This is a genomic window from Streptomyces sp. NPDC012827 (assembly GCF_042900905.1).
Classification (GTDB): Bacteria; Actinomycetota; Actinomycetes; order Streptomycetales; family Streptomycetaceae; genus Streptomyces; species Streptomyces gulbargensis.
Genome location: NZ_JBIBBY010000006.1, coordinates 184,338 through 207,780, shown reverse-complemented (window position 1 = coordinate 207,780; position 23,443 = coordinate 184,338). Strand labels below are relative to the sequence as shown.

The window sequence follows — 23,443 nt, the reverse complement described above, 5'->3', positions numbered from 1 at the left end:
CGGATCAGGAGCAGAAGCACACCGTGAGCAGCGAGCACGCAGAGAACACCGGTCCGGAGCACACCGATCCCGTGGCTGCCGAGCCCGCGGGCACGACACCCGATCCGGCGCCCGGAGCGGGGCAGGAGAGGGAGGCCGTGCGGGACGCCGACGCGGCGGACGGGACGTCAGCGGACCGGATCTGGGACGTCGTGGTCGTCGGCGCCGGTCCGGCCGGCGCCTCCGCCGCCTACGCGGCCGCCGTCGCCGGGCGCCGGGTACTGCTCCTGGAGAAGGCCGAACTGCCCCGCTACAAGACCTGCGGCGGCGGCATCATCGGTCCGTCGCGCGACTCGCTCCCGCCCGGTTTCGAACTTCCCCTGCTGGACCGGGTGCACGCCGTCACCTTCTCCCTGAACGGCCGCTTCGCCCGCACCCGCCGTTCGCGCCGGATGCTGTTCGGCCTGGTCAACCGGCCCGAGTTCGACGCGCAGCTCGTGGAGCACGCCCAGAAGGCGGGCGCCGAGCTGCGGACCGGGGTCGCCGTGACCCGGGTGGAGCAGCACGGCCCCGCCGTCCCCGACCGGCGTACCGCCGCCGTCGTCCTCGCGGGCGGCGAGAGAGTCCTCGCGCGGGCGGTCGTGGGCGCCGACGGCAGTGCCGGCCGGATAGGCGCCCATGTGGGGGTGAAGCTCGGCCAGGTCGACCTCGGTCTGGAGTCGGAGATCCCGGTCCCGCCGTCGGTGGCGGAGGACTGGAAGGGCCGCGTCCTCATCGACTGGGGCCCCATGCCCGGCAGTTACGGCTGGGTCTTCCCCAAGGGGGACACACTGACGGTCGGCGTGATCTCGGCGCGCGGCGAGGGCGCGGCCACGAAGCGGTACCTGGAGGACTTCGTCGCCCGGCTCGGCCTCGCCGGCTTCGAGCCCACGATCTCCTCCGGCCACCTGACGCGCTGCCGCACCGACGACTCGCCGCTGTCCCGGGGCCGCGTCCTCGTCTGCGGGGACGCGGCCGGACTGCTCGAGCCGTGGACCCGTGAGGGGATCTCGTACGCGCTCCGCTCCGGCCGGCTCGCGGGTGAGTGGGCGGTACGGGTCGCCGAGGCGAACGACGCGGTGGACGCCCGCCGGCAGGCGCTCAACTACGCGTTCGCCATCAAGGCGGGCCTCGGCGTGGAGATGGCGGTCGGGCGCCGGATGCTCGCCGTCTTCGAGCGGCGCCCGGGGCTCCTGCACGCGGTCATCACCGGTGTCCGGCCGGCCTGGAAGGCCTTCACCGACATCACGCGCGGTTCGGCCACCCTCGGCGGCATGGTCCGCTCCAACGGCCTGGCCCGCCGGGCCCTCGAGGTCCTCGACCGCCGGATGGACACCTCGGCGGGCCACGGTCCGGCAGGGCGCGGCGTCCCGCCCCGCGCGCAGGACGGCTCGGAGCGGTCCGGGGACGACGGGAGCGGCGCGAAGGGGCAGGACGACGGGGTCGCCGGGAGCACGGGGACCGCCGGGACGACGGGGGACACGGGCACGGCGGAGAACGCGTAGGGCGGCGCCGCCGGGAGCGGGGCCCCGCGGACCGGCCCGAGCACGCCGGGCGGGGACGCGCGCACCGGGCCGCCCCCGGGCAGTCCGGGGTACGGGCGGGGGCGTGTGCACAGGCCCGCCCCCGCGCAGTCCGGGGCACGGGTCCGGGCCGGTGCCCGCGGGCGCGCGACCGGGCCATCGCCGGGGCGCCGGCGCCCCGGCGTACGCGGGCGCGCGTCGAGGCGTGACCGGTCGTGGAACCGGACCACGGCCGGGCCCCTCGCGGCTCGTCCGGCGACCTGCCCGGCGCCCCCGGGCCCCGTCCTCCGAAGGCCGACGCCCCGCCTCCGTACCGGAGCGGGGCCCACGCGCCCTCCGTCACCGAGAGTTCCGGCCGGACGGGCGCGGAGGCGGCGTGACGGGTGCCCCGTGGGGGTGGTCGTCGGCGGAGGTGATGTTTGCTCTCGTCCTTCGCGGACACTCGCACCTCACACCCGCCGCACGTCAGCGGCTCTGCGTCACGAAGGGCAGTCGCATGACCACGTACACGACCAGTACCCGTCCCGCGCGCGTCCGGCGGCGGCGTTCCGTGAGCGCCGGCCTGCTGGCGGCCACGGCCGTCGCCGCCCTCACTCTCAGTGCCTGCGGCGACGACGGGGACGGGGACGCCGCCCCCGCCCCGAGCACGACCGGCGCCGCCTCGCGCCCCGCCGTCTGTGAGGACCTGGCCGGTCTCAAGGGGCACGCGTCGGAGATGTCCCGGCTCGGCCCGTCGTCGAGCTACGCGGACATCGAGGACCTCCGCGAGGACATGAGCGGAGACATGGAGGACATCCGCGAGAGCGCCAAGGAGCCCGGCGGCGCTGCGGTGGACACCGGCAGGCTGGACAAGGTGTACGGCAAGTTCAACCAGACCGTCGACGCGCTCGACGACGACCGGATGTCGTCGGAGGGCCGGCTCAACCAGCTCAAGCCGCAGCTCGCCGAACTGACGAAGGCCGTCACCGACTCCGAGCGCGCCGCGTCCTGCTGAGCGCGGCTCACCCGGGGCGGCTGAGAGATCACACGGCCGAGGGCCCGGGGCGAACGCGCCCCGGGCCGGAGCGGCTTCGCGGATTCCAGGGGCGGGTCCCGTCGGCGGATGGGACCCGCTTCCTCGTGCCCGCCCGCCCCGGACGGCTCAGGACCAGGTGATCGCCGACGTCTCGCGCCACAGGTCGGCGAGGTCCGGGTCCCCCGTCAGCGTCACGGCGTCGGCGGGCAGCCGGTTCCAGAGGTACAGGTAGAGCAGGTCGGCGGTCCCGCTCAGCTCCGTGTCGGCGGCCGGCTCCCCGAAGGTGGCGCCGGGTTCCACCGCGGTCCGCTCGGTGCGGGGCGCGTCGCCGGAGAGCCGCACCGCCCACACGTCACCGGTGTCGGTGGCGCGTACCCGCAGGAGGCGCGGTTCGGGAGTCCGTACGCGGCTGCGGTCCCGGGCGTGGAAACCGCGCAGCAGCTCGTCGATGCCGTCGGCCGCGAGAACCGGGTCGACCATGCCGGGGCCCGTGGGGAGCGCGGACTCGGCGTCGGCGCGGTGCACGGTCGTCTCGTGCGCCTGCCGCCGCGCCCAGAACGCGAGGGGCGACGGCGCCGGCAGGAAGGTCCAGCAGTCCAGCCCCTCCGGCGCCGCGCGGAGGGCCGCGACGAGACCGTCCAGTCCCTCGCGGTAGTGCGCGAGCAGGGCGTCGCCGTCGAGCTCCGGCTCACGTGGGGCGGGGTGGTACGAGGTGTGCCCCTGGGCCACGAAGGCGGTGGCCCAGCGGTGCACGGTCGTGGTGTGCCGCAGCAGGTCCCGGATCCGCCACCCGGGGCAGGTCGGCACCGGCACGTCGGGGCCCGCCTCGGCGGCGGCCTCCGCCAGGGCCCGTCCCGCCGCGTCCAGCGCGTCGATGTGCTCCGCGACCTTCATCGTCCCCTCGGGGGCACTGCTTTCCTCGATCATGTCCATGGCCCGGATTCTGACAGCCGTGGCGCGCGGCGGAAGAGGCGAGCCGTGATCCGTCTCAGGCCTCGGACACGGGCGGGGGCGGTGGGGCCGCCGAGGCGGGCGAGGTGGTCAACCGGCCGGGGAGGTGCCCGCGTTGCGCGCTCCGTAGCCCATCACCGCGGCGCCGGCGGCCAGCGCGGCGACGGTGGTGAGTGCCACCGGCAGGGAGAACCAGTCGGCGAGGAATCCGATCGACGGGGGGCCCAGCAGCATCCCGCCGTAGCCGAGGGTGGACGCGGTCGCCACCCCGCCGGGTCCGGCGAGGGCGCCCGCGCGGGCGACGGCGACCGGGAAGATGTTGGCGAGCCCGAGGCCGGTCACCGCGAAACCGAGCAGTGCGGCCCACACGGTCGGTGCGAGCGCCCCGAGGAGCATGCCGGCGGAGGCGGTGATTCCGCCCGCGACCAGGGTGCGGGTCTGGCCGAACCGCTCCAGGAGCAGCGTGCCGGACAGCCGCCCGGCGGTCATCGTCAGGGCGAAGACGGAGTAACCGGCCGCGGCCACGCCCGGGTGGGCGTGCAGGTCCTGCGCGAGGTGCAGCGCCCCCCAGTCGGCCAGCGCCCCTTCTCCGTACGCGGTGCACAGCGCGATCACCCCGAACACCAGCACGGTCCGACGGGTTGCGGGTGACGGCGTGGTGGTGGGCGCGTCCGGCCGGGACGGCCGTGCTTCCGGAGGGGCGGGGCAGGGGTGGCGCAGCAGTACGGGCCCGGCGGCGGCCGTCAGGACGAGCCCCGCGACCGTGAGCCCGAGCAGGTGGGCGGTGGGGGAGAGGCTGCCGGCCAGGAGACCGCCGATCCCCGCCCCGACCATGCCGCCGAGGCTGAAGGCGGCGTGGAAGCTGGGCATCACCGGCCGCCGCAGGGCGGCCACCAGGTCGACGGCGGCGCTGTTCATCGCGACGTTGATGCCGCCGTAGGCGGCGCCGAAGACGAGCAGGACGAGGCCGAGCGTGAGCGGCGAGCGTGTGAGGGCGGGCAGCGCGACGGAGAGCGACAGGAGGACGGCGGTCGCCACGGTGACGGCGTGACTGCCGTGACGGCGGCAGAGCCGCCCGGTCAGCGTCATCGTGATCACGGCGCCGGCGGACACGCCGAGCAGCGCGAGGCCGAGGTCGCCGGCCGTCGCGCCCGTCTGCTGCTTGACGGCGGGGATCCGGACCACCCAGCCGGCGAAGAGGAAACCGTCGAGGGCGAAGAACAGGGTCAGGGCGAGGCGGAGGCGGGACAGGGAGCGGGCGGCGGTGTCTCCGCCGAAGCCCCCCGAGGCGGCCGTCCGTACTTTGTTTAGTAGCGGCACAAACTCAGGATAGGGGCCTCGGGGTGCCGCTTTCAACCGGCGGGACGGGAAGGGCCGGGCACGGGCCCCACCGCCCGAGCCGTCGGCACCGGGCCCCGCCCCGCCGCGGCCCCACCCGCCCCCGGACCGCGAGGGCCTGCCGATCATGGGAGACTCGCCCCCATGAACGGCAAGGCGACGACGACCCGCACGCGGCTGGACCGGGGACGCAGCGCCCTCGGGCCCGCGTTGGAACTGGTGCACACCGGCCGGGCGCCGACCCGGGCCGTTCTGACCGCCGAACTCGGGGTGACGCGGGCCACCGCCGGGGCCGTCGCCGCCGAGCTGGAGGCGCTCGGTCTGATCCGGGTCGACTCCAACCCCGGCGCCGCCGCCGGCTCGCAGGGCCGCCCCTCGCACCGGCTCGCCGTCGACGAGAAGGGGCCCGTCGCCCTCGCCGCCCAGGTGCACGCCGACGGCTTCCGCGCCGCGCTCGTCGGCCTCGGCGGCACCCTCGTGGCCACCGCACCCGGCTGCGTCACCGTCTCCGCCGACCCCGCCCAGGTGCTCGGGGCGGTCGTCGACGCGGGCGCGGCGCTGCTGCGCGAGACCGGACGCCGCTGCGTGGGCGCCGGTCTCGCCGCTCCGTCCGCCGTCGCGGAACCCGAGGGCACCGCGCTCAACCCGCTCCACCTCGCCTGGCCGGCCGGGGCGCCCGTCCGGGAGATCTTCGCCGAGCGGGTACGGGCCGCCGGCATCGAGGGCCCCGCCTTCACGGGCAACGACGTGAACCTCGCCGCGCTCGCCGAGCACCGCCACGGTGCCGGCCGGGGCGCCCGCGACCTGCTCTGCGTGGCCACCGGCCACCGCGGCGTCGGTGGCGCGCTCGTCCTCGACGGCCGCCTCCACACCGGCAGCGCCGGCCTCGCCCTGGAGGTCGGACACCTCACCGTCAATCCGGAAGGGCGCCCCTGCCACTGCGGCAGCCGCGGCTGTCTCGACGTCGAGACCGACCCGCTGGCCTTCCTCACCGTCGCCGGGCGCGACCCCGGCCCCGAGGTGTCCCTGCTCCAGCAGGCGCGCGACCTGCTGCGTACGAGCCCCGACGATCCGGGCGTACGGGCCGCCACCGAGGAACTGATCGACCGGCTCGGCCTCGGCCTGGCCGGTCTGGTGAACATCCTCAACCCGGACCGGATCATCCTCGGCGGCCTGCACCGTGAACTCCTGCACGCCGACCCCGAACGCCTGCGCGCCGTCGTCGCCGACCGCAGCCTGTGGGGCCGCAGCGGGGGCGTGCCGATCCTGCCGTGCACCCTCGACCACAACAGCCTCGTCGGTGCGGCCGAACTGGCCTGGCAGCCCGTCCTCGACGACCCCCTCACCGCCCTCGGGCGCGAACCGGCCACCCCCTAGGTGTATTGACCCGCAGGGTTGTTGACGCGGGTGATGGGTGGGTGTCCGTTGAGTGCGGTGTGGCAGCGGTGGTGGTTGTAGGTGTGGAGGAAGTCTGCCAGGGCTTCGGTGCGCTCGGTGTTCGAGGTGTAGGGCCTCAGGTAGGCCCATTCGTCGAGGAGGGTGCGGTTGAAGCGTTCGACCTTGCCGTTGGTCTGCGGTCGGTAGGGGCGGATCTTCTTGTGGGCGATTCCGGCTGCGGTGAGGGTCTGGGTGAAAAGCTTGGATTTGTAGCAGGCGCCGTTGTCGGTCAGGACGCGTTCGACGGTGATGCCGTGTGCGTTGAAGAACGCGTTGGCGCGTTGCCAGAAGGCGATGGCGGTGTGCTGGCGTTCGTCGGGCAGGACCTCGCTGTAGGCCAGGCGGGAGTGGTCGTCGACGGCCGAGTGGATGTAGCTGTAGCCGATCACCGGCGCGCAGTTCTTGCGTGCGGTGGTGGTGGCCTGGCGATTACGGTCGCCGGCGGTCCTGCCGACGGTTCGCCAGCCGCCGGCGTCGGGGATGTTGCCGAGCTTTTTGATGTCGACGTGGACCAGTTCGCCGGGCCGGGCCCGTTCGTAGCGTCGGATCGGTTCGCCGGTGGGCCGGTCGAGCCAGGCGAGGCGGTTCAGGTTGTGCCGGCGAAGGATGCGGTGGACGGTCGAGGCGGGAAGGCCCAGGATCGGGCCGATCCGGGCGGGGCCGAGCTTGCGCTCGGAACGCAGGCGGCAGACCCGGGCCTCCAGGGCGGCGGAGGTCCGGTGCGGTGTCGTGCGGGGCCGGCTGGAACGGTCGTGCAGGCCCGCGTCGCCCTCACTCCGCCAGCGGCGGACCCATTTGTGGGCAGTGGGACGGGATATCCCCATCTCCGCGGCAACATGCGCGACGGGACGGCCCGCCAGGACACGTTCGACCAGTATCCGCCTGCCGTGAACGGTCAGCCGGGCATTACGGTGGGACACGAAGACCTCCGTGCGGTGAAGCCTAGACACCTCCACCACACCGGAGGTCTTCGCCATGATCAAGACCAAACCAGTGTGTCAACAACGCTCGTGAGCAATACACCTAGGCCGTGTCTTTCGGATCTTGCCGGGCTCGCGGCGCCTGGCACCGCGCCTTGCTGCGTTGTCGTCGGTCGCCGATGCTCCGCATGGACTCCCTCCTCCGCCTTGCGATGCACGGCGCCAGACGCCGCTCCCTGATCCGGCCTGATCCAAAAGACACGGCCTGGCCCCGTTCACCGCGCGGCCGTGAGACGATCACGGTTCACCGGTCCGGCTCCTTTCGCCCGCGCTTGCGACGCGCGGAGAAGCACGGGCCGTTGCCGTGTCCATGGTGGGGGCATCGGTAGGATCCGTGAACGGGGGGCCGTTTCATGCGCACCACACAGCCGGAAGCCCGCGTCGACGCGACGAACACCCTCTTGGTCGCGCCCGCGCCGCCGCGGGACCACGACCTGGTCAGGGACTTCCTCGGAGCCACCGTCACACCGGAGGAGCTGGCCTCCGGCGTGACCGACCTCGCGGGGAAGACCGTATACGTGTGGGGCGACGCATCCGCGGTCGACAGCCGCCGGCTCGCCGCGGCCGACCGGGTGTTCGCCGTACGGGAGCCGTCACACGGTGACGACGAGGAGGCCGGCGGGCCCTGGACCTCCGTCGGGCCGGGCCGGGTTCCCCTCCGCGTCCACGGAGCCGGCGTGTACTACCGCCGCTTCTTCGCTCCCGGCGACGACCACTTCGGACGGATCCGTGCCGAGCACGCCTTCCAGTCCCTCACCGAGTCCACCAAACCCGGAACGGCCCGCCGCAGCGGCATCTACCTGACGCCCGTCACGCGCGACGGCGACGCACTGCGGTTCCGCCTGCTCCGGTGCTCCACGAATCTCTCGGGGCCCACCGAAAACTTCCGCCCGACCGACACGCGCATCGTCGAGGCTCTGAACCGCGAGGCCGCCACCGTCTTCCGGGGCCAGGCACCGCTGAATCACGTCCTGGCGCAGATCTACCCCAACACCCGGGCCACGGCGGAGCGCAAGCAGTCCAAGGCCAGGATCTCGGCACACGCCGACAAGACCAAGGACATGCCGGCCAACGGCATCATGGCCTTCTGCACCTTCTACGACGGGCTCGACAAGGTGAGCCCCCTGGCGGATGACCCCTTCGACCTCGGGGTGAAGGCGATCAGCGCCCTCACCCGACTCCACTTCCGCCTCAAGGAGCCGGCCGAGGACAGCGACGGGCTCGCGCTGCCCCCGCAGTTCACGCTGACCCTCCACCCGGGCTCCGTGTTCCTCATGCCGCTGTCCACCAACCGCCTGTACACGCACGAGATCCGGCCCTCGGCCCTGGACGCCGACAAGCTCCCGACCCGCCTCGGATACGTCGTGCGCTGTTCGAAGACCGAAGCCGTGCACAGAGACGGCCGGACGTTCCTCGAAACGGCCGGAGGAAGGGTCGGGCTCGGACCGCCCACCCCCGACGGCATGAACGAGCTGCGCCGGCTGTACGCCGAGGAGAACAGGAGCTCGTCCTTCGTCGACTACGGCGACGCGTTCCGCTTCAGCATGAACTCGGGAGACTACCTTGCCCCCCTCGTCTAGCGCCCGGGACGGCGTCTTCTCGCGCGCCCTGCCCGCCGAGGAGAACCTCTTTCCCGAACTGTTCGCCTCGGTCCGCTGGGAGGACGTGGGAAAGGGCCGGCGGGGCGCCGTACTCACCAGGCCGGACGAGGCGGGCGGTGTACCGCTCGTCCGTACCACCACGCGCTACGGCAGCCCGGCTCAGCGGTTCCGTGACGTGCACGAACGGCTGGCGCGGCGGATCCAGGAACACGCGGCGATTCCCGTCGGCTTCAACAACGCGCTCATCGAGACGTACACGAACGCGTACGCGACCATGGGCGGTCATTCGGACCAGGCCCTCGACCTGGCCGACGACTCGTACATCGCCGTCTTCTCCTGTTACGAGCGTCCCGAAGCGAGCCCGCCGAGGAAACTGATCTTCGAGGCGAAGGAGCCCGGGGAAGAGACGTTCGAGATCCCCCTCGACCACCACGGCGTCGTCGCCTTCTCCCTCGGCACGAACAGGCGGCTCAGACACAGGATCGTCCTGGACCCCGCCCGCCGGGCGGCGGAGAACCGGTGGCTCGGAGTCACGTTCCGCACGTCGAGGACGCTCGTCGGCTTCCGGGACGGATGCGCGTACCTCCCCGGCGGCGCGCGTCTCGCGCCGGCCGACGACGAGCAGAGGCGCGCGTTCTACCGGCTGCGGCGGCGCGAGAACGAGGAGACGGACTTCCTCTGGCCGCCGCTGAGCCACACCCTCAGCGAGAGCGATCTGCTGCCGCCCGTCTGACCGCGGGGCCTGCCCCGCGCGACGGCGGGCCGCTCCCGGCACCGGGGCGCGGGGCGGAGCGACCGGCGATCACGACATCGCCTCTCCACCCTCCGCGTCGTGCCCCGGACGGCTGCCCGCGCCGTCCGCGGACAGCCTCTCCCGGTGCTTCCCGTGGTGCCACAGGACGTGGACGACGCGGAGCACCCCCAGCACGCCGCCGATCACCGCCCCCGCGGCGACCAGGGACTTCTCGACGGCCCTCGGCAGTTCCCAGACCGCCGCCGGGCCGGCGATCGCGGCGAGGACGAGAGCGGCGAGGAGGACCGCGCTGAACAGCGCGTAGCCGATCTCGACCGTGATCGCGTCCCGTTCCGCCTGAGTCCGCCGTCTCGTCGTCATGACGGAAGTGTCCCATCACGGGCGCCGGATGTCGCCGACGGCCGGCCGCCACCGGACTCAGGCAGTGGCCGGCGGGGTGCCGCTCCCGCTCTCGACCAGGGCGGCGAGACGGTCCAGGGCCATGCGCAGGCCGGTCTCGTTGTCGGCGGCGGGGATCGCGTCGGGGACGTTCTCGTGGAGGACACGGACCTCCGTTCCGCCCGGGAGGGGGACGAGGAGGGTCGTCAGGGTCATCGTGCCGGTGAGGGCGGGGTCGTCGGTCTCGAACTCGACCGCTTCCACGACCCGTTCGTCCGGGACCAGTTCGACGAAATGGCCGTGGTACGTGTCCGTGCGCGCGTCCGACTTGCCGGCGCCGTCCGGCGTGTCCGCGCCGTAGGTGAGCGAGACCCGGAAGGCGCCTCCCTCGCGGGCCTCGAAGACGTGCACCTCGGCGGTCATCCCGTACGGCACCCGCCAGCGGGCGACCGCCGCCGGATTCAGGAGTGCCCGGTAGACGGCCGACGGCGGGGCCGCCACGCGGCGGGAGACGCGGGTGGAGTACATCCCGCCAGGCTACGGCGCCCCGGCCCTCCCCGCTCCCGGGAACCCGCGCCTCGGGGAACCCCGCTCCCTGACCGTCCCGCCCGCCCCCCGAACCCTCCCCCGCTCCCGGGAAACCCCGCGCGCGGCAGCCCGGTCACCGGTTAGCGTTCCGGATCATGAGCGACACCAGCCTTCCTCCCCGCCTCGGCGGCCTCACCTTCCACGGCCCGCTCTCCGAGGCGCGGGCCGCCCGGCTCGTCGACCGGATCGCCGCCGCCGCACCCGCCGACGTCCTCGACATCGGCTGCGGCTGGGGGGAGTTGCTGCTGCGCGTCCTCGACGCCGCCCCCGGCGCCCGGGGCACCGGGATCGACATCGACGCGGAGGACCTCGCCCGGGGCCGGACCCTGGCCCGCGAGCGCGGACTCGCCGACCGCGTCACCTTCGTCGAGGAGTCCGCCCTCGGCACCGGCCGCGGCCCCGTCGACGCCGTCCTCTGCCTCGGGTCCAGCCAGGCGCTCTGCGACCCCGGGCAGCCGCACGACCCCGCCGCGGCGCTGCGCGAACTGCGGCGGCTCGTCCGCCCCGGCGGGCGGGTCGTCCTCGGGGAGGGATTCTGGGAACGCACCCCCACCGAGACCGAGCTGGCCGCCATGTGGCCCGGCGCCCGGGCCGGCGACCACCTCTCCCTCGGCGCGCTCGTGGACCTGACGATCGAGGCCGGCTTCCGGCCCGCGTGGATCGAGCGGGCGAGCCGGGACGAATGGGAGGAGTTCGAGTCCGGCTACCGCTCCGACACGGAACTGTGGCTGGCGGCGAACCCCGGCCATCCCCTCGCCGCCGAGACCCGTGAACGGGTCGACCGGCAGCGGTCCGGCTGGCTCAACGGCTACCGGGACATCCTCGGCATCGCCTACCTCACCCTCGTCGCCACCGCCTGAGCCCCCGTCACGCCGGGCGAGCGGGTTCCTCGCGGCTCGGGCCACGGAACCGGCCCGCCCGGCGGGACCGGACGGGCCGGGTGAGGGGCGTCCCCGAGGCGTCCGTCAGCGGACCGCCGCCGGCGTGCGGGCCGGGTCCGGAGGACTGCTGAGGGGCGCCGCCGGGGTGCTCAGAGGCACATCGGGGAAGCGGCCGTACGAGACGAAGGGGCTCTCGGCGAGAGGGCCGGCGCAGCCCTGGACGGCCTCGGCGGTGACACGGGACGGCGTCGGGGCGGCGGGGGCCGTGAGGGTGAACCACACGACCTTGCCGTCGGTGCCGCACGGGCGGACGCCCCAGCTCTCACTGACGGCTCCGACGATGGCGAGGCCCCGGCCGGAGGTGGCCAGCTCCTCGAACCCGTCGAGCCCGGCGAAGCGTCCGGGGGTGGTGGGAGGAAGCCCGGCACCCGCGGTGGACCCGGTCGCGAAGCCGATCGGCTCCGGGATCCGGGGGTCGTTGTCCCGGACCGAGACGGTGAGGCGGTCGAGCAGCAGTTGCAGCTCGACGGTGCAGCGTTTGTCGGGCTCCGCGTGCCGGTGGACGTTGGACAGCAGCTCGGTCACGCCGAGCGCGGCCTGTTCCACCAGGGCGTCGAGATGCCAATGGCGGAGATGGGCGGAGACGATGCGGCGGATCTGTCCGATCCGCGACGGCAGGGCGTGAAGCTCCACCGCGTAGTACCTGCTCGGCTCGCTGATCACGGCGGCGACTCCCCGAAGTTGTCGTAAGAAGACGAAGATTCGGATCTGTCATGCGTACAGCAGGCGGCGACCGGAACGCTCTGTCACCGCCGGTGAACCCTCGGTGAGGTGGTTCCAGCGTGAACCACCCGTCACCCCGCCGCAACTCGCGGCCGGGAGCGGGCAGGCCTGATCCCCGGACGGCACCACGGTCACCCCTGCCCCGGAGGGCGCGCGAGAGGTACGCGGGCGGCGCCCACGCCGTCGCCGCGGGGCGGCACCGGACCGGCACGTCGGGCCGGTCCCGCCGACCGCCCCGGACCGCCCGGCCTCAGGACTTCCGGCCCGCCGCCCGCCTGAGCGCCGCCAGGAAGCGGCCGGACCGCTCCGTCCCCTCCGCCTCACCTCCGTCCGTCGCCGCCCGGTCCATCGTGAGCCGGTAGCGCGTGCCGTTCACGGTCGCCACGGCCTCGTCCGACGTCGCGAACCACGGGCGCCCGGCCCGCACCTTCGTGACCGGGGCGCTGTCGATCTCGCTGCCGTAACTCGTCAACAGCGCGAGCCGCCCGTCCTCGATCCGTACCTCCCCCGCGCGCGTCAGTGAGCGCGGCCACCGCGCGATCCGTACACCCCTCGCGCTGAACTCGGGCTTCGCCATGCCGATCCGCCCCTTTCACCCGGTTGCGGCTACCAGTGTGCCGGGCCGTTCGCCACCGCACCAGTACGCCGCCCACAAGTGATCCCTATGGCGCCCCAAAGGCAACGTTTGCCCAGGTGAGAGGGGTATCGTCGGCCTGGGGAGACCCCCGGTGCAGCACATGAGGAGTGGGACGGATGAACACCACACGGAACAGCGCGACCCCTGCGCCACCGATGACCGCGCCGACGACGGCCACCGACACCTGCACGGCGACGCCCACCGTCGACGTCGACCGCAGCGACCCGGCGTACCGGACCTGGCTGAAGGAGGCCGTCCGCAAGGTCCAGGCCGACGCCAACCGCTCCGCCGACACCCACCTCCTGCGTTTCCCGCTCCCCGAGCGGTGGGGCATCGACCTCTACCTCAAGGACGAGTCCACCCACCCCACCGGCAGCCTCAAGCACCGCCTCGCCCGCTCGCTGTTCCTCTACGGGCTCTGCAACGGCTGGATCCGGCCCGACCGGCCCGTCATCGAGGCCTCCAGCGGCTCCACCGCCGTCTCGGAGGCGTACTTCGCCAAGCTCGTCGGCGTCCCCTTCATCGCGGTCATGCCCCGCACCACCAGCTCCGAGAAGTGCCGCCTGATCGAGTTCCACGGCGGCAGCTGCCACTTCGTCGACGACTCGCGCACGATGTACGAGGAGGCCGCGGCGCTCGCCGAGCGCACCGGCGGCCACTACATGGACCAGTTCACGTACGCCGAGCGCGCCACCGACTGGCGCGGCAACAACAACATCGCCGAGTCCATGTACCAGCAGCTGCGCCTCGAGCGGTACCCGGAGCCGGCCTGGATCGTCGCCACCGCCGGGACCGGCGGCACCTCGGCGACCATCGCGCGCTACGTCCACTACATGCAGCACGACACCCGCATCTGTGTCGCCGACCCGGAGAACTCCTGCTTCTTCGACGGCTGGACGCAGGGCGACCCGCACGCCACCGCCGACCGGGGCTCGCGCATCGAGGGCATCGGCCGGCCGCGCATGGAGCCCAGCTTCGTGCCCGGCGCCATCGACCGGATGATGAAGGTGCCCGACGCGGCCAGCGTCGCCGCCGTCCGCGCCCTGGAGGGCGCCATCGGCCGCAAGGCGGGCGGCTCCACCGGCACGGGGCTGTGGAGCGCGTTCAAGATCGTGGCCGAGATGGTGGCGCAGGGCCGCACCGGCAGCGTCGTGACCCTGATCTGCGACCCCGGCGACCGCTACCTCGACAAGTACTACTCGGACGCCTGGCTGGCCGAGCAGGGGCTCGACATCGCCCCGTACGCCGCCGCCGTCGAGACCTTCCTCGCCACGGGCGCCTGGCCGCAGTGACCCCTGGCGGACCCGGGCCCGGATCCGTCCGCACGCGCGGTGAGCCACGGCGAGGCGGCCGGGCCCGGGCACGGTGGACCGCCCGCGCCGGGCGCGGACGCCCGGGCCGCGGCCGTCGGGGGATCCGGCCCGCGCCGTACGCGGACGGGTCACCCGGCCCGCGCCGACGCGGCCCCCTGCCCGGGGACTCAGTCCCGCAGCAGCCCGTCCAGCGCCCTGCCGAACAGCAGCCGCCCCGCCGCCGCGGACACCGGGTCGAGGAACCGGGGCACACCGCGCACGGACAGCTCCTCCGTCCACCGCACCCGCGAGCCGCCACCCGGCAGCCCCGCGACCTCGATGAGCGCCCAACCGCGCACCACCCGGCCGGACTTCTCCAGCCGGCACACCCCCGGCCGTCCGCCGGCGGGCGGCTCCCAGCGGGTCACCTCCATCGGGTCGTCGAAGGCCAGCCTCCCGATCCCCGTCCGCGCGGTGAAACGCGTCCCCACCCGGTTCGCACCGGGCGTCAGCACGCGCGTCCGGGTCAGCGGCACCCGGCGGCCGTGCGCCGGCCAGTCCGTCAGACGGCGCCAGACCTCCTCCGGCGGCAGGGGCACGGCCCGCCCGACCCGGAAGGGGGTCACGCCTGCTCCTCGCCCGCCACGACCAGGCCCGGTACGTGCTCCAGGACCTCCGCCCGGAGGTCCGCGCCCAGCCCGCGGTCGGTGACCCAGGTGTCGACCTCGTCCAGCCCCGCGAAGGAACTCAGGCCCACCGTCCCCCACTTGGTGTGGTCGGCGACCACCACCACCCGGCGGGCCGAGCGCATCAGACACCGGTTCGTCTCCGCCTCGGCCAGGTTGGGCGTGGAGAGCCCGGCCTCCGCGGAGAGACCGTGCGCGCCCAGGAACAGCAGGTCGAAGTGGAGGGACCGGATCGCCCGGTCCGCCACCGGACCGACCAGCGCGTCCGACGGCGTCCGCACGCCACCGGTCAGGACGACCGTCGGCGCCCCGCTCCGGGCCTCACCGCCGCTCCCCGCCGGCCGCGCCTCGTGGAACACGTCGGCGACCCGGACCGAGTTGGTCACCACCGTCAGCTCGGGCACGTCGACCAGATGACGCGCCAGGGCGTACGTCGTCGTCCCGCCCGACAGCGCGACGGCCGAACCGGGCGCCACGAGCGCCGCCGCGGCGCGGGCGATCTCGTCCTTGGCGCTCGGCTCCAGAACCGACTTGGCCTCGAAGCCGGGCTCGTGCGTGCTCGCCTCGACGACCGGCACGGCCCCGCCGTGCACCTTGGCCAGCACGCCCTGGCGGGCCAGGACGTCCAGGTCCCGGCGGATCGTCATGTCCGAGACGCTCAGCCGGCGGGTCAGCTCGTTGACCCGCACGCCGCCTCGCCGCCGTACCTCTTCGAGGATCAGGGCGCGCCGCTGCTCCGCGAGGAGGTTCTGGTTGTCAGTCACCGCCGGGGCCGGTCCTTCCGCAGGAGACAAGGGGATGGGCGTCGGATTCGGTGAGAGGCGTGCGCGCGGGCACGGCACTCCGCGATCCTGTTCCCGACGACGCATCCTCCCATCCACGAGAGGAAGTCCCTCAGTGTCCCCTGCCACACCCGCCCCGGACAGCGGGGGCGCGGCGCTCGAACTCCTCGTGCACGGAGTCGGCGGAGCCACCCCTCAGGACATGCTCGACGACCCCAGGACCGTACGGGTGACCGGCGACCGGACCGCCGCCGTGTACCGGCGGGTCGAGGACCGGCACGCGGAGCTGAGCCCGGAGCGGTTCGCGGCCGGACCCGTACCGGAGGCGTACTGCTGGTCCAACCTCACCTCCGGCGACGGCGCCCGGGCGTTGTGGCTGCTGCTCCTGCCGTTCATGGTCGTCAACCTCGCGCACTGGATGCGTCCGCCCGCCCGGGGCCGCCGGCCCGGCCTCGTCCGGCTCTACGCGGTCCTCGTCCGGCTCGTCGCCCTGACCCTCACCGTCCTGCTCACCGCCGCGGCCTGCGAGGTCGCGCTCGATCTGACGGCCTGGCAGTGCGCCGGCGCCGCCGGCTGCGCCGACGCCCACTCCTGGCTGGGCTTCCTCTCCGTGGAACGCGGCGGCTGGTGGTCGCAGCCGGGCCGCCGGCTCGCCGCGGCCGCCCTGCTGCCCACCGCCCTCGTGGGCCTGCTCTGGTACCTCTCCCACCGCACGTGGAGCGCCTACGAGGCCCAGCGCCCGCCCACCGGCCACGACGACCAGGCCCCCGCACCCTCCGCCGCGTCCGCCCCCGGCTCCGGCTCCGCGCCCACGCCCGGTCCCGACGGGGGCCGGGCCGCCCGCCAGGAGCCGCGGCCCCCGCTCGGACGCCCCGGGTTCTGGTACGGGCGGCGCATCGTCGCCCGGCTCCGCGCCGCGCACACCGCCGCGGGCTTCCTCACGGTCACCGCCGCCCTCCTCGCGGCGCCCGGCCGGCACGACACGGGCGCGCGAGCGGCCCTCGGCGCGGCCCTCCAAGTGGTCCTCGCCCTCCTGGCGGTGATCGTCGTGCGGGTCGTCTGCCGCCGGGGCCGCAGCGAACACCGCCTGGACCTGCGCCTGGAGCGGGCCCTCGTGGCCTGGCTCCCCGGCGCCTCGCTGGCCCTGCTGGTGCTCGCCGCCCTCCACTCGGCCTGGTCCCGCCCCGGCAGCGTCTCCACCGGCACCCTGCCCGGCGACGCCTTCTTCGGCTCCCTCACCCTGGTGCAGGGCGGCCTCGTCGTCGCCCTCGGCGCGGTCGCCCTCCTCCTGCGCCGGCCGCCCCGGAACGCCGGCCCGCACCCGGGCGCCACGGACGCCGACAGCGGCGGCGCACGCTCCCGGACCGTCCTGCGCGGGCTCGGCGGCCCCGCCGTCGCCATGCTCGCCTGCGCGCTCGGCGGGGTGATGTCCGGCGGCGTCGCCCAGCGCGTCGCCGACTGGCTCGACGGCCCGGCCACCCCCGGCATGGGGGAGGGCCCCCTGATCGGCCCGCCCGTGCTGCTCAGTTGGCAGGCCTCCGTCATCCCCGTCCTGATCCTGCTGCTCGCCGTGCCGGCGGCCGTCCTCGCCGTCCGCACCGCGTGCGGCGCCCGGCGACTGCGGGCCGTCGTGGAGGCCGACTACGCGGCCGAGCGCGGGGCCGAGCGGCCGGACCCGGTCCGTACGGCGCGGATCGCGGCCTGCCGGGCCCGCGCCTCGCTCACGGACGCGGCGCCGGTGCTCGTCGGTGTCGTCTCCGCCACCGCCCTCCTCCTCGGCGCGGCGTCCGTCGTCGGCGCCTGGGCCAGCGGCAACGTGCCCGGCCGCGCCTTCGACGGCGCGCACCCCGCCGTCGCCTCCCTCGCCTCCGCCACGCAGGCCCTGGGCTCCTGGATGGTCGGCTTCGGCTTCCTCCTCTTCGTCACCTGGGGTCGCCGTGCCTACCGGGACGTCTCCGCCCGGCGCACCATCGGCATCCTGTGGGACGTCGGCACCTTCTGGCCCCGCGCCGCCCATCCCTTCGCCCCGCCCTGCTACGCCGAGCGGGCCGTGCCCGACCTCACCTGGCGGATGAGCTCCTGGACCCGGCGCACCGGCGGCAGGCTCGTCATCTCCGGCCACTCCCAGGGCAGCGTCCTCGCGGCGGCCGCCGTCTGGCAGCTGCCGCCCACGACCCGGGGCCGGGTGGCGCTCCTCACCTACGGATCGCCCCTGGAACGGCTCTACGGGCGCTGGTTCCCCGCCTACTTCGGGCCCGAGGCGCTGCGCGGCCTGCACCGCACCGTCGACTGCTGGCACAACCTCCACCGGGCCACCGACCCCATCGGCGGGCCGGTCCTGGTCCCCGCCGAGGACGGCAGGCCCGCCGTCGACGCGCCCGTCCTCCTCGATCCGGTGGCGTACGGACGCACCCGCGACCACCCGCTGCCGGAACCGATCCTGGGCCACTCCGACTACCAGGCCGATCCCGCCTTCGCCGAGCACCGCACCGCCCTCCTCGACCGGCTCCTGCCGGCCGTCCCCCGGCAGCGCGACCCCGCCGAGCGCGCGGACCACTCCGGCCGTCCCGGCCACCCCCGGGCCCAGCCGCCCGACCGGCCCCACCCGCCGCGGTGACCCGGCCGGCCCCCGACCTCAGGGCAGGTCCGGCAGATCCTCCGGATACAGCAGCGTCAGGTCGTCCGTGCTCGCCTCGGTGAGCGCGGCGACCCGGCCCGCGTGCCGCTCCACCATCGACTCGAAGGTCTGGCGGGCCGTGCGCCCGTTGCCGAACGCCGGGCCCTTCGGCAGCTTGGTGAAGTACGTCAGGAGCGCTTCGTCCGTCCCCGGCGCGAGCCGGTACTCGTGCTCGTCCGCCTGCTGCCCGACGATCCGCAGCAACTCCTCCGGCTCGTAGTCCCCGAAGGTGATGGTCCGGGAGAAACGCGAGGCCACACCCGGGTTGACGGTGAGGAACCGCTCCATCTCGGCGGTGTACCCGGCGACGATCACCACGACCGCGTCCCGGTGGTCCTCCATCAGCTTCACCAGCGTGTCGATCGCCTCGCGCCCGAAGTCGCGCCCCGAGTCCTCCGGCGACAGCGCGTACGCCTCGTCCACGAACAGCACCCCGCCACGCGCCCGGTCGAACGCCTCCTGCGTACGGATCGCCGTCGAGCCGATGTGCTCACCGACCAGGTCCACCCGGGAGACCTCCACCAGGTGCCCCCGCTCCAGAACGCCCAGGGAGGCCAGGATCTCGCCGTAGAGGCGCGCCACCGTGGTCTTGCCCGTGCCGGGGTTGCCGGTGAAGACCAGATGACGGCGGACGGACGCGGCCTTCAGGCCCGCCTCCTGGCGCCGCCGCCCCACCTCGATCATGTTGATGAGCGTCCGCACCTCGTGCTTGACGCTCTCCAGGCCCACCAGCGCGTCCAGTTCGCCGAGGACGTCCTTCGAGGGGCGCGGCTCGGCCACCGGCGTGGCGGCCGGCTCCGCCGGGGGAACGGTGGCACGGGGACCCGGCACCGTACCGAGCAGCCCGGCCGGCGCGGGCGCGCCCGTCAGGACCGCTCCGCCCGCCGCAGCCGCCGCGCCGGTCCCGCCCGGCCCGGCGTCCGGCACGGAGGAGCGGACCGCGCTCTCGTCGCCGGTGCACTCCTCCGCGACCACGCCCTCCTCGGGGAACTCGTACCCGCCGCGCGCGCACCGCTCCGTACGGCACCGGCGCAGAGCGGTGCGGCAGCCGTCCGTGACGTGGAAGCCGTAGCCGCCGCTGCCCGTGACCCGGCAGGCGACGAAGGACCCACGGCCCTCCGCCGACACGTAGAACCCGGCCTCGGCCGGATTCGTCACCACGCACCGCTCGATCGTCGGATCGGCGCCCTTGGTGACGATGACCCCGGTCTGCACGGCGTCGATCGCGCAGCCGTTCAGGGTGCCGCCGCTGCCGTGGTCGCGGAACCAGGCGCCGGTGGACGCCTCCCGGATCCGGCAGTCGTCGAGCTGCGCGGTCGCCCCGTCGCTGACCGACACCGCCGTGTTCCGCACCTGCGACAGATCGCTGTCGACCACGTCCACGCGCGAGCCCCGGTCGAGCACGAAGAGGGCGTCCGGTACGTCGTGGACGCGGCAGGCGTCGAGCACGGCGGTGGCCCCGTCGCTCACCCACACCGCCGGGTAGTCGCCCGTGCTGTCGTGGATCTCGCACTGGTCGGCGTCCACCCGGGTGCCCGGGTCCCACACGGACAGGCCGTTGCGGCCGAAACGGCGCACGGTCGACCGGGTGAGGGTCAGGACCGACCGGGACCGCAGGTCGACCGCGTTCTCCGGCACGTCGTGGATGTCGCAGTCGGAGAGCGTCAGCACGGCGTCGGTGTCCAGGGTGATGCCGTCCGCCGTCGTGCGGTGCACCGAGGAATCGGTGAGGTGCGCGGCGGCGCGGGCCGCGATCCGCAGCCCGGCGCCCTTGATCTCGTACACCTCGCAGCCCACGCCCTCCAGGCCGCTGCCCTCGCCGGTGACGGCGATCCCGGCACCGGAGGCGTGGTGCACCCGGCAGCGTTCGAGGCGCGGATGCGCGCCGCCGTGCACCGAGACCCCGGCCTGGCCGGCGCAGACCACCTCGCACTCCTCGAAGACGCCGCCCGCCCCGTCCACCACGGCGATGCCGACGCCGGCCGGGTTGTCGACCGTGCAGCGGCGCACCGTCGGCCGGGCGCTGCCCCGCACCTCGATGCCGGCGGCGGAGCGGGTCATGATGCGCAGGTCCAGGAGCTCGGGCGTGCCGTCCTCCACGAGCACCGCGGGCGCCGCCATGTCCTGTCCCTCGATGTGCAGGTCCTGGAGGATCACCGAGGCGCGTACCGTCAGCGGGACCCCGTCCGGCGGCGCGATCCGCACCGGACCGGCCCCGCCGTCGGCGCCGCGCAGGGTGACCGCCCGCCGCAGCACCAGGTTCTCCCGGTACGTGCCGGGGGCAACGGTGAGGACGTCACCGTCCCCCGCGGCCTCCAGGGCCGCGGCGAGGGAGGGGTACTCGCCGGTGCGGCGCCGCCACCGCGACGTGCCGGTGTGCGTCACCTGGACCGTGCCCTGTGCCATGGGTGTGCCCTGCCCCCGCCTCGTGCCTCGTCGCTGAACCGGTGCCCACCGTAGCGCGCCCGGCCCCTGGGGGTTGACGGGTCGTCGGGGCCCACTCCCACGGGTGGCGCGGGGCATGGACGAAAGGGCGCGCGGGCCGGGCCCCACCGCGCGGACGGGCCCGGCGCGCGGGCTCGCCGGCCGGCTTCCCGTGCCCGGACGCGAGGCGCCCGATCACCTGCCCGTGCCCGTACGCCCCCAGTCGGGACCGGCCCCGGCCCACGCCCGGTCCAGCTCGGCGTACCGCAGCCGCGTCAGTCCCCGTACGACCGTCCGCCGGGCCGCCTCCACCGCCAGACCGGCGAGGACGGCGGCCATCAGCCCGCCGATGACGGCGTGGGCACGGGCGGTGTCCGCCCGCATCGGGGGTGCGACGGGGGCACCCCGCCGGTCGGTCCAGATCGGCAGCACGTCACCGGGAGCGGCGGAGCGGCGGACGGTGGTCACCGTGCCGGTACGCGCCGAGCCGTCGGGCGCGGTCCAGCGTGCCACCACCACCCGGCGCGCCCGCTGCTCGCCGGAGGTGTCCCCGGAACCGGGCCCGTGCGCGGGGCGGTCGACGGGCCGCACCACGCGGGCCGTCACCGGCAGCCGCTGCTCCCGCTGGGCGCGCAGCGTGCGGTCGAGGGAGGCCTGCGCGGAGGAGCCCGCGGCCCAGCCGGCCAGCGGTACGGCGACGCACAGGAGGACGAGCGCCACCAGGGCGGTCCACGCCTCGATCAGATCGGTGGTCCGGCGCAGGGGATTGTGCCGCCAGCGCCAGAGTCCGGTGGCCGCGCGCACCTGGGGACCCCCTCGTTCTCGGCCGCTCCTCCTGACGAGTGTGCCCCCGGGGCCGGGTCCGCGCCCGCCGGACGCGACGGAAACCGGTGAGGGTGCTGTGCAGGCCGTGCCGGGTCAGCCGAGGATCGTCACCGGGTCGCCGACGCGGATCGTGCCGGTGGTGTCCGGGATCAGGTTCTGGCCGAAGACCAGCCGGCCGTCGAGCTTGCGATGGCGGGCGAGGGTCCGCAGGGGTTCCTTGCCGCGGGCGGCGGTGGCCTGGTCGGTGGTGGTGACGACGCACCGCCCGCAGGGTTTGGCGACGCGGAAGGTGACCTCCCCGACGGCGAGCCGGGTCCAGCCGTCCTCCGCCCACGGGTCCGTGCCCTCCACGACCAGGTTCGGCCGGAAGCGGTCCATGGGCAACGGGCCCTCGTCGGCGTGGTCGCCCCGCGAGAGGAGGGAGTTGAGGGCGTCGAGGGAGGCGGTGGTGGTGACGAGCAGCGGGTAGCCGTCGGCGAGGCTCACGGTCTCGCCCGGCCGGGCGTACCCCGGCTCGATCGGCCGCCGGTGCTCGGGCGCGTCCAGATGCACCAGACGGACGCGGTCCTCCAGGTGGTCGGAGAACCAGGCGTCGGCGGCGGCGCCGGCCGGCACGGCCTCCACGGCCGTGTCGAAGATGTCCACGGTCACGGTCGACCCGGGCGCCGGTACGCCGACGGCCAGCGCTTCGCGGCCGGGCGCGGACAGCACGATGCCGCCGTCCGGCTCCTGTTCGGCCGTGGCCAGCGCCATCCGGGCGTGCCGGCGCTGGGTCACGACCTTGCCGTCGCCGTCCACGACCGCCCACCGCCGGTCGCCCGCGAGCCCCCAGGGCTGCACCTCGGCCTCGTCGCGCGCCAGGGCGCGCAGCGACTTCACCGGGTGGACGTGCAGGGAGCGGACAGCGGGATGCGACATGCGCCCATCCTGCCAGCCGTCCCCTCGCCGCCGCGGGCCGACGGGCGAAAAGGTGTACGAAGGGCGGGAGCGGGGCGGGTGCGGCCGGAGCGCGTCGGGGCGAGGGCGGGCGCGCCGGGAGAGCCCGGACGCGCCCGGTGGTCCGCTAGTAACCCCCGCCGTGGTACGGGCGGTTGTACGGGTCCTGGTACGGCGCGGGGGCCGGGACGGGGACCTGGGCAGGGACGGGGCGCGGCGCGGCCGGGCGCATCGCCTCGTACCCCGCGGGGGCGGGCCGGGGCGGCTGGGGGACCTGGCCGCCGGGGTAGCCGCGCGGGGGAGCCTGCTGCTGCGGGATGTACGGCGCGGGCGCGTGCTGCAGCGGCACGGGGGCCATCTGCGGCGCCATCTGCGGCTGCGGGTAGCCGTAGCCTCCGCCGTAGGCGGGAGCGGGCTGCGCGGCGGACGCCGGGGGGAGGGCCGGCAGCGCGGAGGGGAGCGCCGGCAGGTGGGACCCGCTTCCGGAGAAGCTGTTTCCGGCGAAGCCGCTGCCGGAGTCGTAGGCGGCGGGCACTCGGATCGGGGCGATCTGAGGCGTGCCCCGCTCCGCGACGAGGGAGTCGTAGATCGGGGTGTCCGGGAAGGACGGCGCGGTGTGGTAACCGCCTCCATAAGAGGAGCGGGGGGAGGTCATGGCCATAAGTTAAGCCCACGATGTGCCGGTTGGGGAGCCTGGTTTGGCGGTTATTTGACGGGCTTCTCGCGCGTCCGGATCCGCAATCCGAGCGAACATGGCAAAAACGGGCGGCCGGCTGTCCCAAGATCGCGTAAAAGCCGAGTTGGGAGGGGGTTACCGGCGGGTCGCCCGACGGTGTCTCACCCCGGTGTGCCCGGCATGAAGAACGCATAAAGAAATGGCCCCGGAAGAAATACGGCCCGGGCGCGGCGCTGAAATGATCATGGGCATGCTCGAAGA

Annotated in this window: 21 protein-coding genes; 8 read left to right on the top strand and 13 right to left on the bottom strand. The window is 74.7% G+C overall.

All coding sequences use genetic code 11. From position 1 onward, the window contains the following. Positions 1-23 precede the first annotated feature (23 nt). Together ACFY60_RS15620 and ACFY60_RS15615 are read left to right on the top strand one after the other, a co-directional pair. Positions 24-1,523, top strand: coding sequence for a geranylgeranyl reductase family protein (locus ACFY60_RS15620; protein WP_388614180.1), 1,500 nt, complete (start codon positions 24-26; stop codon positions 1,521-1,523). A 514-nt stretch (positions 1,524-2,037) separates the two neighbouring features. Further along, positions 2,038-2,535 carry a hypothetical protein gene (locus tag ACFY60_RS15615; protein WP_388614178.1) on the top strand — a complete coding sequence of 166 codons (498 nt, stop codon included), beginning with the start codon at positions 2,038-2,040 and terminating at the stop codon, positions 2,533-2,535. A gap of 147 nt (positions 2,536-2,682) precedes the next feature. Here ACFY60_RS15615 and ACFY60_RS15610 read toward each other — a convergent pair whose 3' ends face one another. Together ACFY60_RS15610 and ACFY60_RS15605 are read right to left on the bottom strand one after the other, a co-directional pair. Then, positions 2,683-3,450: a maleylpyruvate isomerase family mycothiol-dependent enzyme gene (locus ACFY60_RS15610; RefSeq protein WP_388614710.1), complete on the bottom strand. Its 768-nt coding sequence runs from the start codon at positions 3,448-3,450 to the stop codon at positions 2,683-2,685. A gap of 147 nt (positions 3,451-3,597) precedes the next feature. Then, a complete protein-coding gene (locus ACFY60_RS15605) occupies positions 3,598-4,827 on the bottom strand; it encodes an MFS transporter (protein WP_388614176.1) in 1,230 nt (409 codons plus the stop codon). A 162-nt stretch (positions 4,828-4,989) separates the two neighbouring features. Between ACFY60_RS15605 and ACFY60_RS15600 the strand changes: the two genes are divergently transcribed. Beyond that, complete coding sequence (locus tag ACFY60_RS15600) at positions 4,990-6,222, top strand: ROK family protein (RefSeq protein WP_388614174.1); 1,233 nt, start codon at positions 4,990-4,992, stop codon at positions 6,220-6,222. Here ACFY60_RS15600 and ACFY60_RS15595 read toward each other — a convergent pair. Next, complete coding sequence (locus ACFY60_RS15595; RefSeq protein ID WP_389458579.1) at positions 6,219-7,202, bottom strand: IS481 family transposase; 984 nt, start codon at positions 7,200-7,202, stop codon at positions 6,219-6,221. The two genes, ACFY60_RS15600 and ACFY60_RS15595, sit on opposite strands and share 4 nt — an antisense overlap. Positions 7,203-7,615: 413 nt before the next feature. On the opposite strand from ACFY60_RS15595, the gene ACFY60_RS15590 reads away from it, so the two are divergent. Both ACFY60_RS15590 and ACFY60_RS15585 read left to right on the top strand, forming a co-directional pair. After that, complete coding sequence (locus ACFY60_RS15590; RefSeq protein WP_388615668.1) at positions 7,616-8,842, top strand: hypothetical protein; 1,227 nt, start codon at positions 7,616-7,618, stop codon at positions 8,840-8,842. Then, positions 8,826-9,596, top strand: coding sequence for a hypothetical protein (locus ACFY60_RS15585; RefSeq protein WP_388615665.1), 771 nt, complete (start codon positions 8,826-8,828; stop codon positions 9,594-9,596). Before ACFY60_RS15590 ends, ACFY60_RS15585 begins: the two co-directional genes overlap by 17 nt. Before the next feature lie 69 nt (positions 9,597-9,665). On the opposite strand, the gene ACFY60_RS15580 is transcribed toward ACFY60_RS15585, so the two are convergent. Together ACFY60_RS15580 and ACFY60_RS15575 are read right to left on the bottom strand one after the other, a co-directional pair. Continuing rightward, positions 9,666-9,977: a DUF6332 family protein gene (locus ACFY60_RS15580; protein WP_388615662.1), complete on the bottom strand. Its 312-nt coding sequence runs from the start codon at positions 9,975-9,977 to the stop codon at positions 9,666-9,668. Positions 9,978-10,034: 57 nt separating this feature from the next. Next, positions 10,035-10,523 (bottom strand): SRPBCC domain-containing protein, encoded by a 489-nt coding sequence (locus tag ACFY60_RS15575; protein ID WP_388615659.1) that lies wholly within the window; start codon positions 10,521-10,523, stop codon positions 10,035-10,037. 155 nt (positions 10,524-10,678) lie between these two features. On the opposite strand from ACFY60_RS15575, the gene ACFY60_RS15570 reads away from it, so the two are divergent. Next, a complete protein-coding gene (locus tag ACFY60_RS15570; RefSeq protein ID WP_388615656.1) occupies positions 10,679-11,443 on the top strand; it encodes an SAM-dependent methyltransferase in 765 nt (254 codons plus the stop codon). Positions 11,444-11,548: 105 nt separating this feature from the next. Here the strand turns inward: ACFY60_RS15570 and ACFY60_RS15565 are convergent, their stop codons facing one another. Together ACFY60_RS15565 and ACFY60_RS15560 are read right to left on the bottom strand one after the other, a co-directional pair. Next, positions 11,549-12,187 carry an ATP-binding protein gene (locus tag ACFY60_RS15565; protein WP_388615653.1) on the bottom strand — a complete coding sequence of 213 codons (639 nt, stop codon included), beginning with the start codon at positions 12,185-12,187 and terminating at the stop codon, positions 11,549-11,551. A 310-nt stretch (positions 12,188-12,497) separates the two neighbouring features. Next, positions 12,498-12,824 (bottom strand): hypothetical protein, encoded by a 327-nt coding sequence (locus tag ACFY60_RS15560; protein ID WP_388615650.1) that lies wholly within the window; start codon positions 12,822-12,824, stop codon positions 12,498-12,500. A 215-nt stretch (positions 12,825-13,039) separates the two neighbouring features. Here ACFY60_RS15560 and ACFY60_RS15555 point away from each other — a divergent pair, with 215 nt between their 5' ends. Further along, on the top strand, positions 13,040-14,176 hold the full coding sequence (locus ACFY60_RS15555) for a PLP-dependent cysteine synthase family protein (protein ID WP_388615693.1): 1,137 nt from the start codon (positions 13,040-13,042) through the stop codon (positions 14,174-14,176). 188 nt (positions 14,177-14,364) lie between these two features. Here the strand turns inward: ACFY60_RS15555 and ACFY60_RS15550 are convergent, their stop codons facing one another. Together ACFY60_RS15550 and ACFY60_RS15545 are read right to left on the bottom strand one after the other, a co-directional pair. Beyond that, on the bottom strand, positions 14,365-14,802 hold the full coding sequence (locus ACFY60_RS15550; protein WP_388615647.1) for an SRPBCC family protein: 438 nt from the start codon (positions 14,800-14,802) through the stop codon (positions 14,365-14,367). Continuing rightward, positions 14,799-15,626, bottom strand: coding sequence for a DeoR/GlpR family DNA-binding transcription regulator (locus ACFY60_RS15545; protein ID WP_388615644.1), 828 nt, complete (start codon positions 15,624-15,626; stop codon positions 14,799-14,801). The genes ACFY60_RS15550 and ACFY60_RS15545 overlap by 4 nt, the downstream gene beginning before the upstream one ends. A 133-nt stretch (positions 15,627-15,759) precedes the next feature. Here ACFY60_RS15545 and ACFY60_RS15540 point away from each other — a divergent pair, with 133 nt between their 5' ends. Further along, a complete protein-coding gene (locus tag ACFY60_RS15540) occupies positions 15,760-18,261 on the top strand; it encodes a hypothetical protein (RefSeq protein ID WP_388615641.1) in 2,502 nt (833 codons plus the stop codon). Between the two features lie 18 nt (positions 18,262-18,279). Here the strand turns inward: ACFY60_RS15540 and ACFY60_RS15535 are convergent, their stop codons facing one another. The 4 genes from ACFY60_RS15535 to ACFY60_RS15520 form a co-directional block, all read right to left on the bottom strand. Continuing rightward, a complete protein-coding gene (locus tag ACFY60_RS15535) occupies positions 18,280-20,727 on the bottom strand; it encodes a right-handed parallel beta-helix repeat-containing protein (protein WP_388615639.1) in 2,448 nt (815 codons plus the stop codon). 213 nt (positions 20,728-20,940) lie between these two features. Beyond that, on the bottom strand, positions 20,941-21,549 hold the full coding sequence (locus tag ACFY60_RS15530) for a hypothetical protein (protein ID WP_388615636.1): 609 nt from the start codon (positions 21,547-21,549) through the stop codon (positions 20,941-20,943). 114 nt (positions 21,550-21,663) lie between these two features. Further along, positions 21,664-22,488: an MOSC domain-containing protein gene (locus ACFY60_RS15525; RefSeq protein WP_388615634.1), complete on the bottom strand. Its 825-nt coding sequence runs from the start codon at positions 22,486-22,488 to the stop codon at positions 21,664-21,666. Positions 22,489-22,633: 145 nt separating this feature from the next. Continuing rightward, entirely contained in the window at positions 22,634-23,161 is a 528-nt protein-coding gene (locus ACFY60_RS15520; RefSeq protein WP_388615631.1) for a DUF6643 family protein, read from the bottom strand. Positions 23,162-23,443: the final 282 nt, after the last annotated feature.

Bases quoted from the DNA above. Each gene is read 5' to 3' on its own strand.
- ACFY60_RS15525 (WP_388615634.1), bottom strand. From the start codon at position 22,488: ATGTCGCATCCCGCTGTCCGCTCCCTGCACGTCCACCCGGTGAAGTCG.
- ACFY60_RS15600 (WP_388614174.1), top strand. From the start codon at position 4,990: ATGAACGGCAAGGCGACGACGACCCGCACGCGGCTGGACCGGGGACGC.
- ACFY60_RS15610 (WP_388614710.1), bottom strand. From the start codon at position 3,450: ATGAAGGTCGCGGAGCACATCGACGCGCTGGACGCGGCGGGACGGGCC.
- ACFY60_RS15580 (WP_388615662.1), bottom strand. From the start codon at position 9,977: ATGACGACGAGACGGCGGACTCAGGCGGAACGGGACGCGATCACGGTC.
- ACFY60_RS15575 (WP_388615659.1), bottom strand. From the start codon at position 10,523: ATGTACTCCACCCGCGTCTCCCGCCGCGTGGCGGCCCCGCCGTCGGCC.
- ACFY60_RS15535 (WP_388615639.1), bottom strand. From the start codon at position 20,727: ATGGCACAGGGCACGGTCCAGGTGACGCACACCGGCACGTCGCGGTGG.
- ACFY60_RS15520 (WP_388615631.1), bottom strand. From the start codon at position 23,161: ATGACCTCCCCCCGCTCCTCTTATGGAGGCGGTTACCACACCGCGCCG.
- ACFY60_RS15555 (WP_388615693.1), top strand. From the start codon at position 13,040: ATGACCGCGCCGACGACGGCCACCGACACCTGCACGGCGACGCCCACC.
- ACFY60_RS15615 (WP_388614178.1), top strand. From the start codon at position 2,038: ATGACCACGTACACGACCAGTACCCGTCCCGCGCGCGTCCGGCGGCGG.
- ACFY60_RS15590 (WP_388615668.1), top strand. From the start codon at position 7,616: ATGCGCACCACACAGCCGGAAGCCCGCGTCGACGCGACGAACACCCTC.
- ACFY60_RS15560 (WP_388615650.1), bottom strand. From the start codon at position 12,824: ATGGCGAAGCCCGAGTTCAGCGCGAGGGGTGTACGGATCGCGCGGTGG.
- ACFY60_RS15570 (WP_388615656.1), top strand. From the start codon at position 10,679: ATGAGCGACACCAGCCTTCCTCCCCGCCTCGGCGGCCTCACCTTCCAC.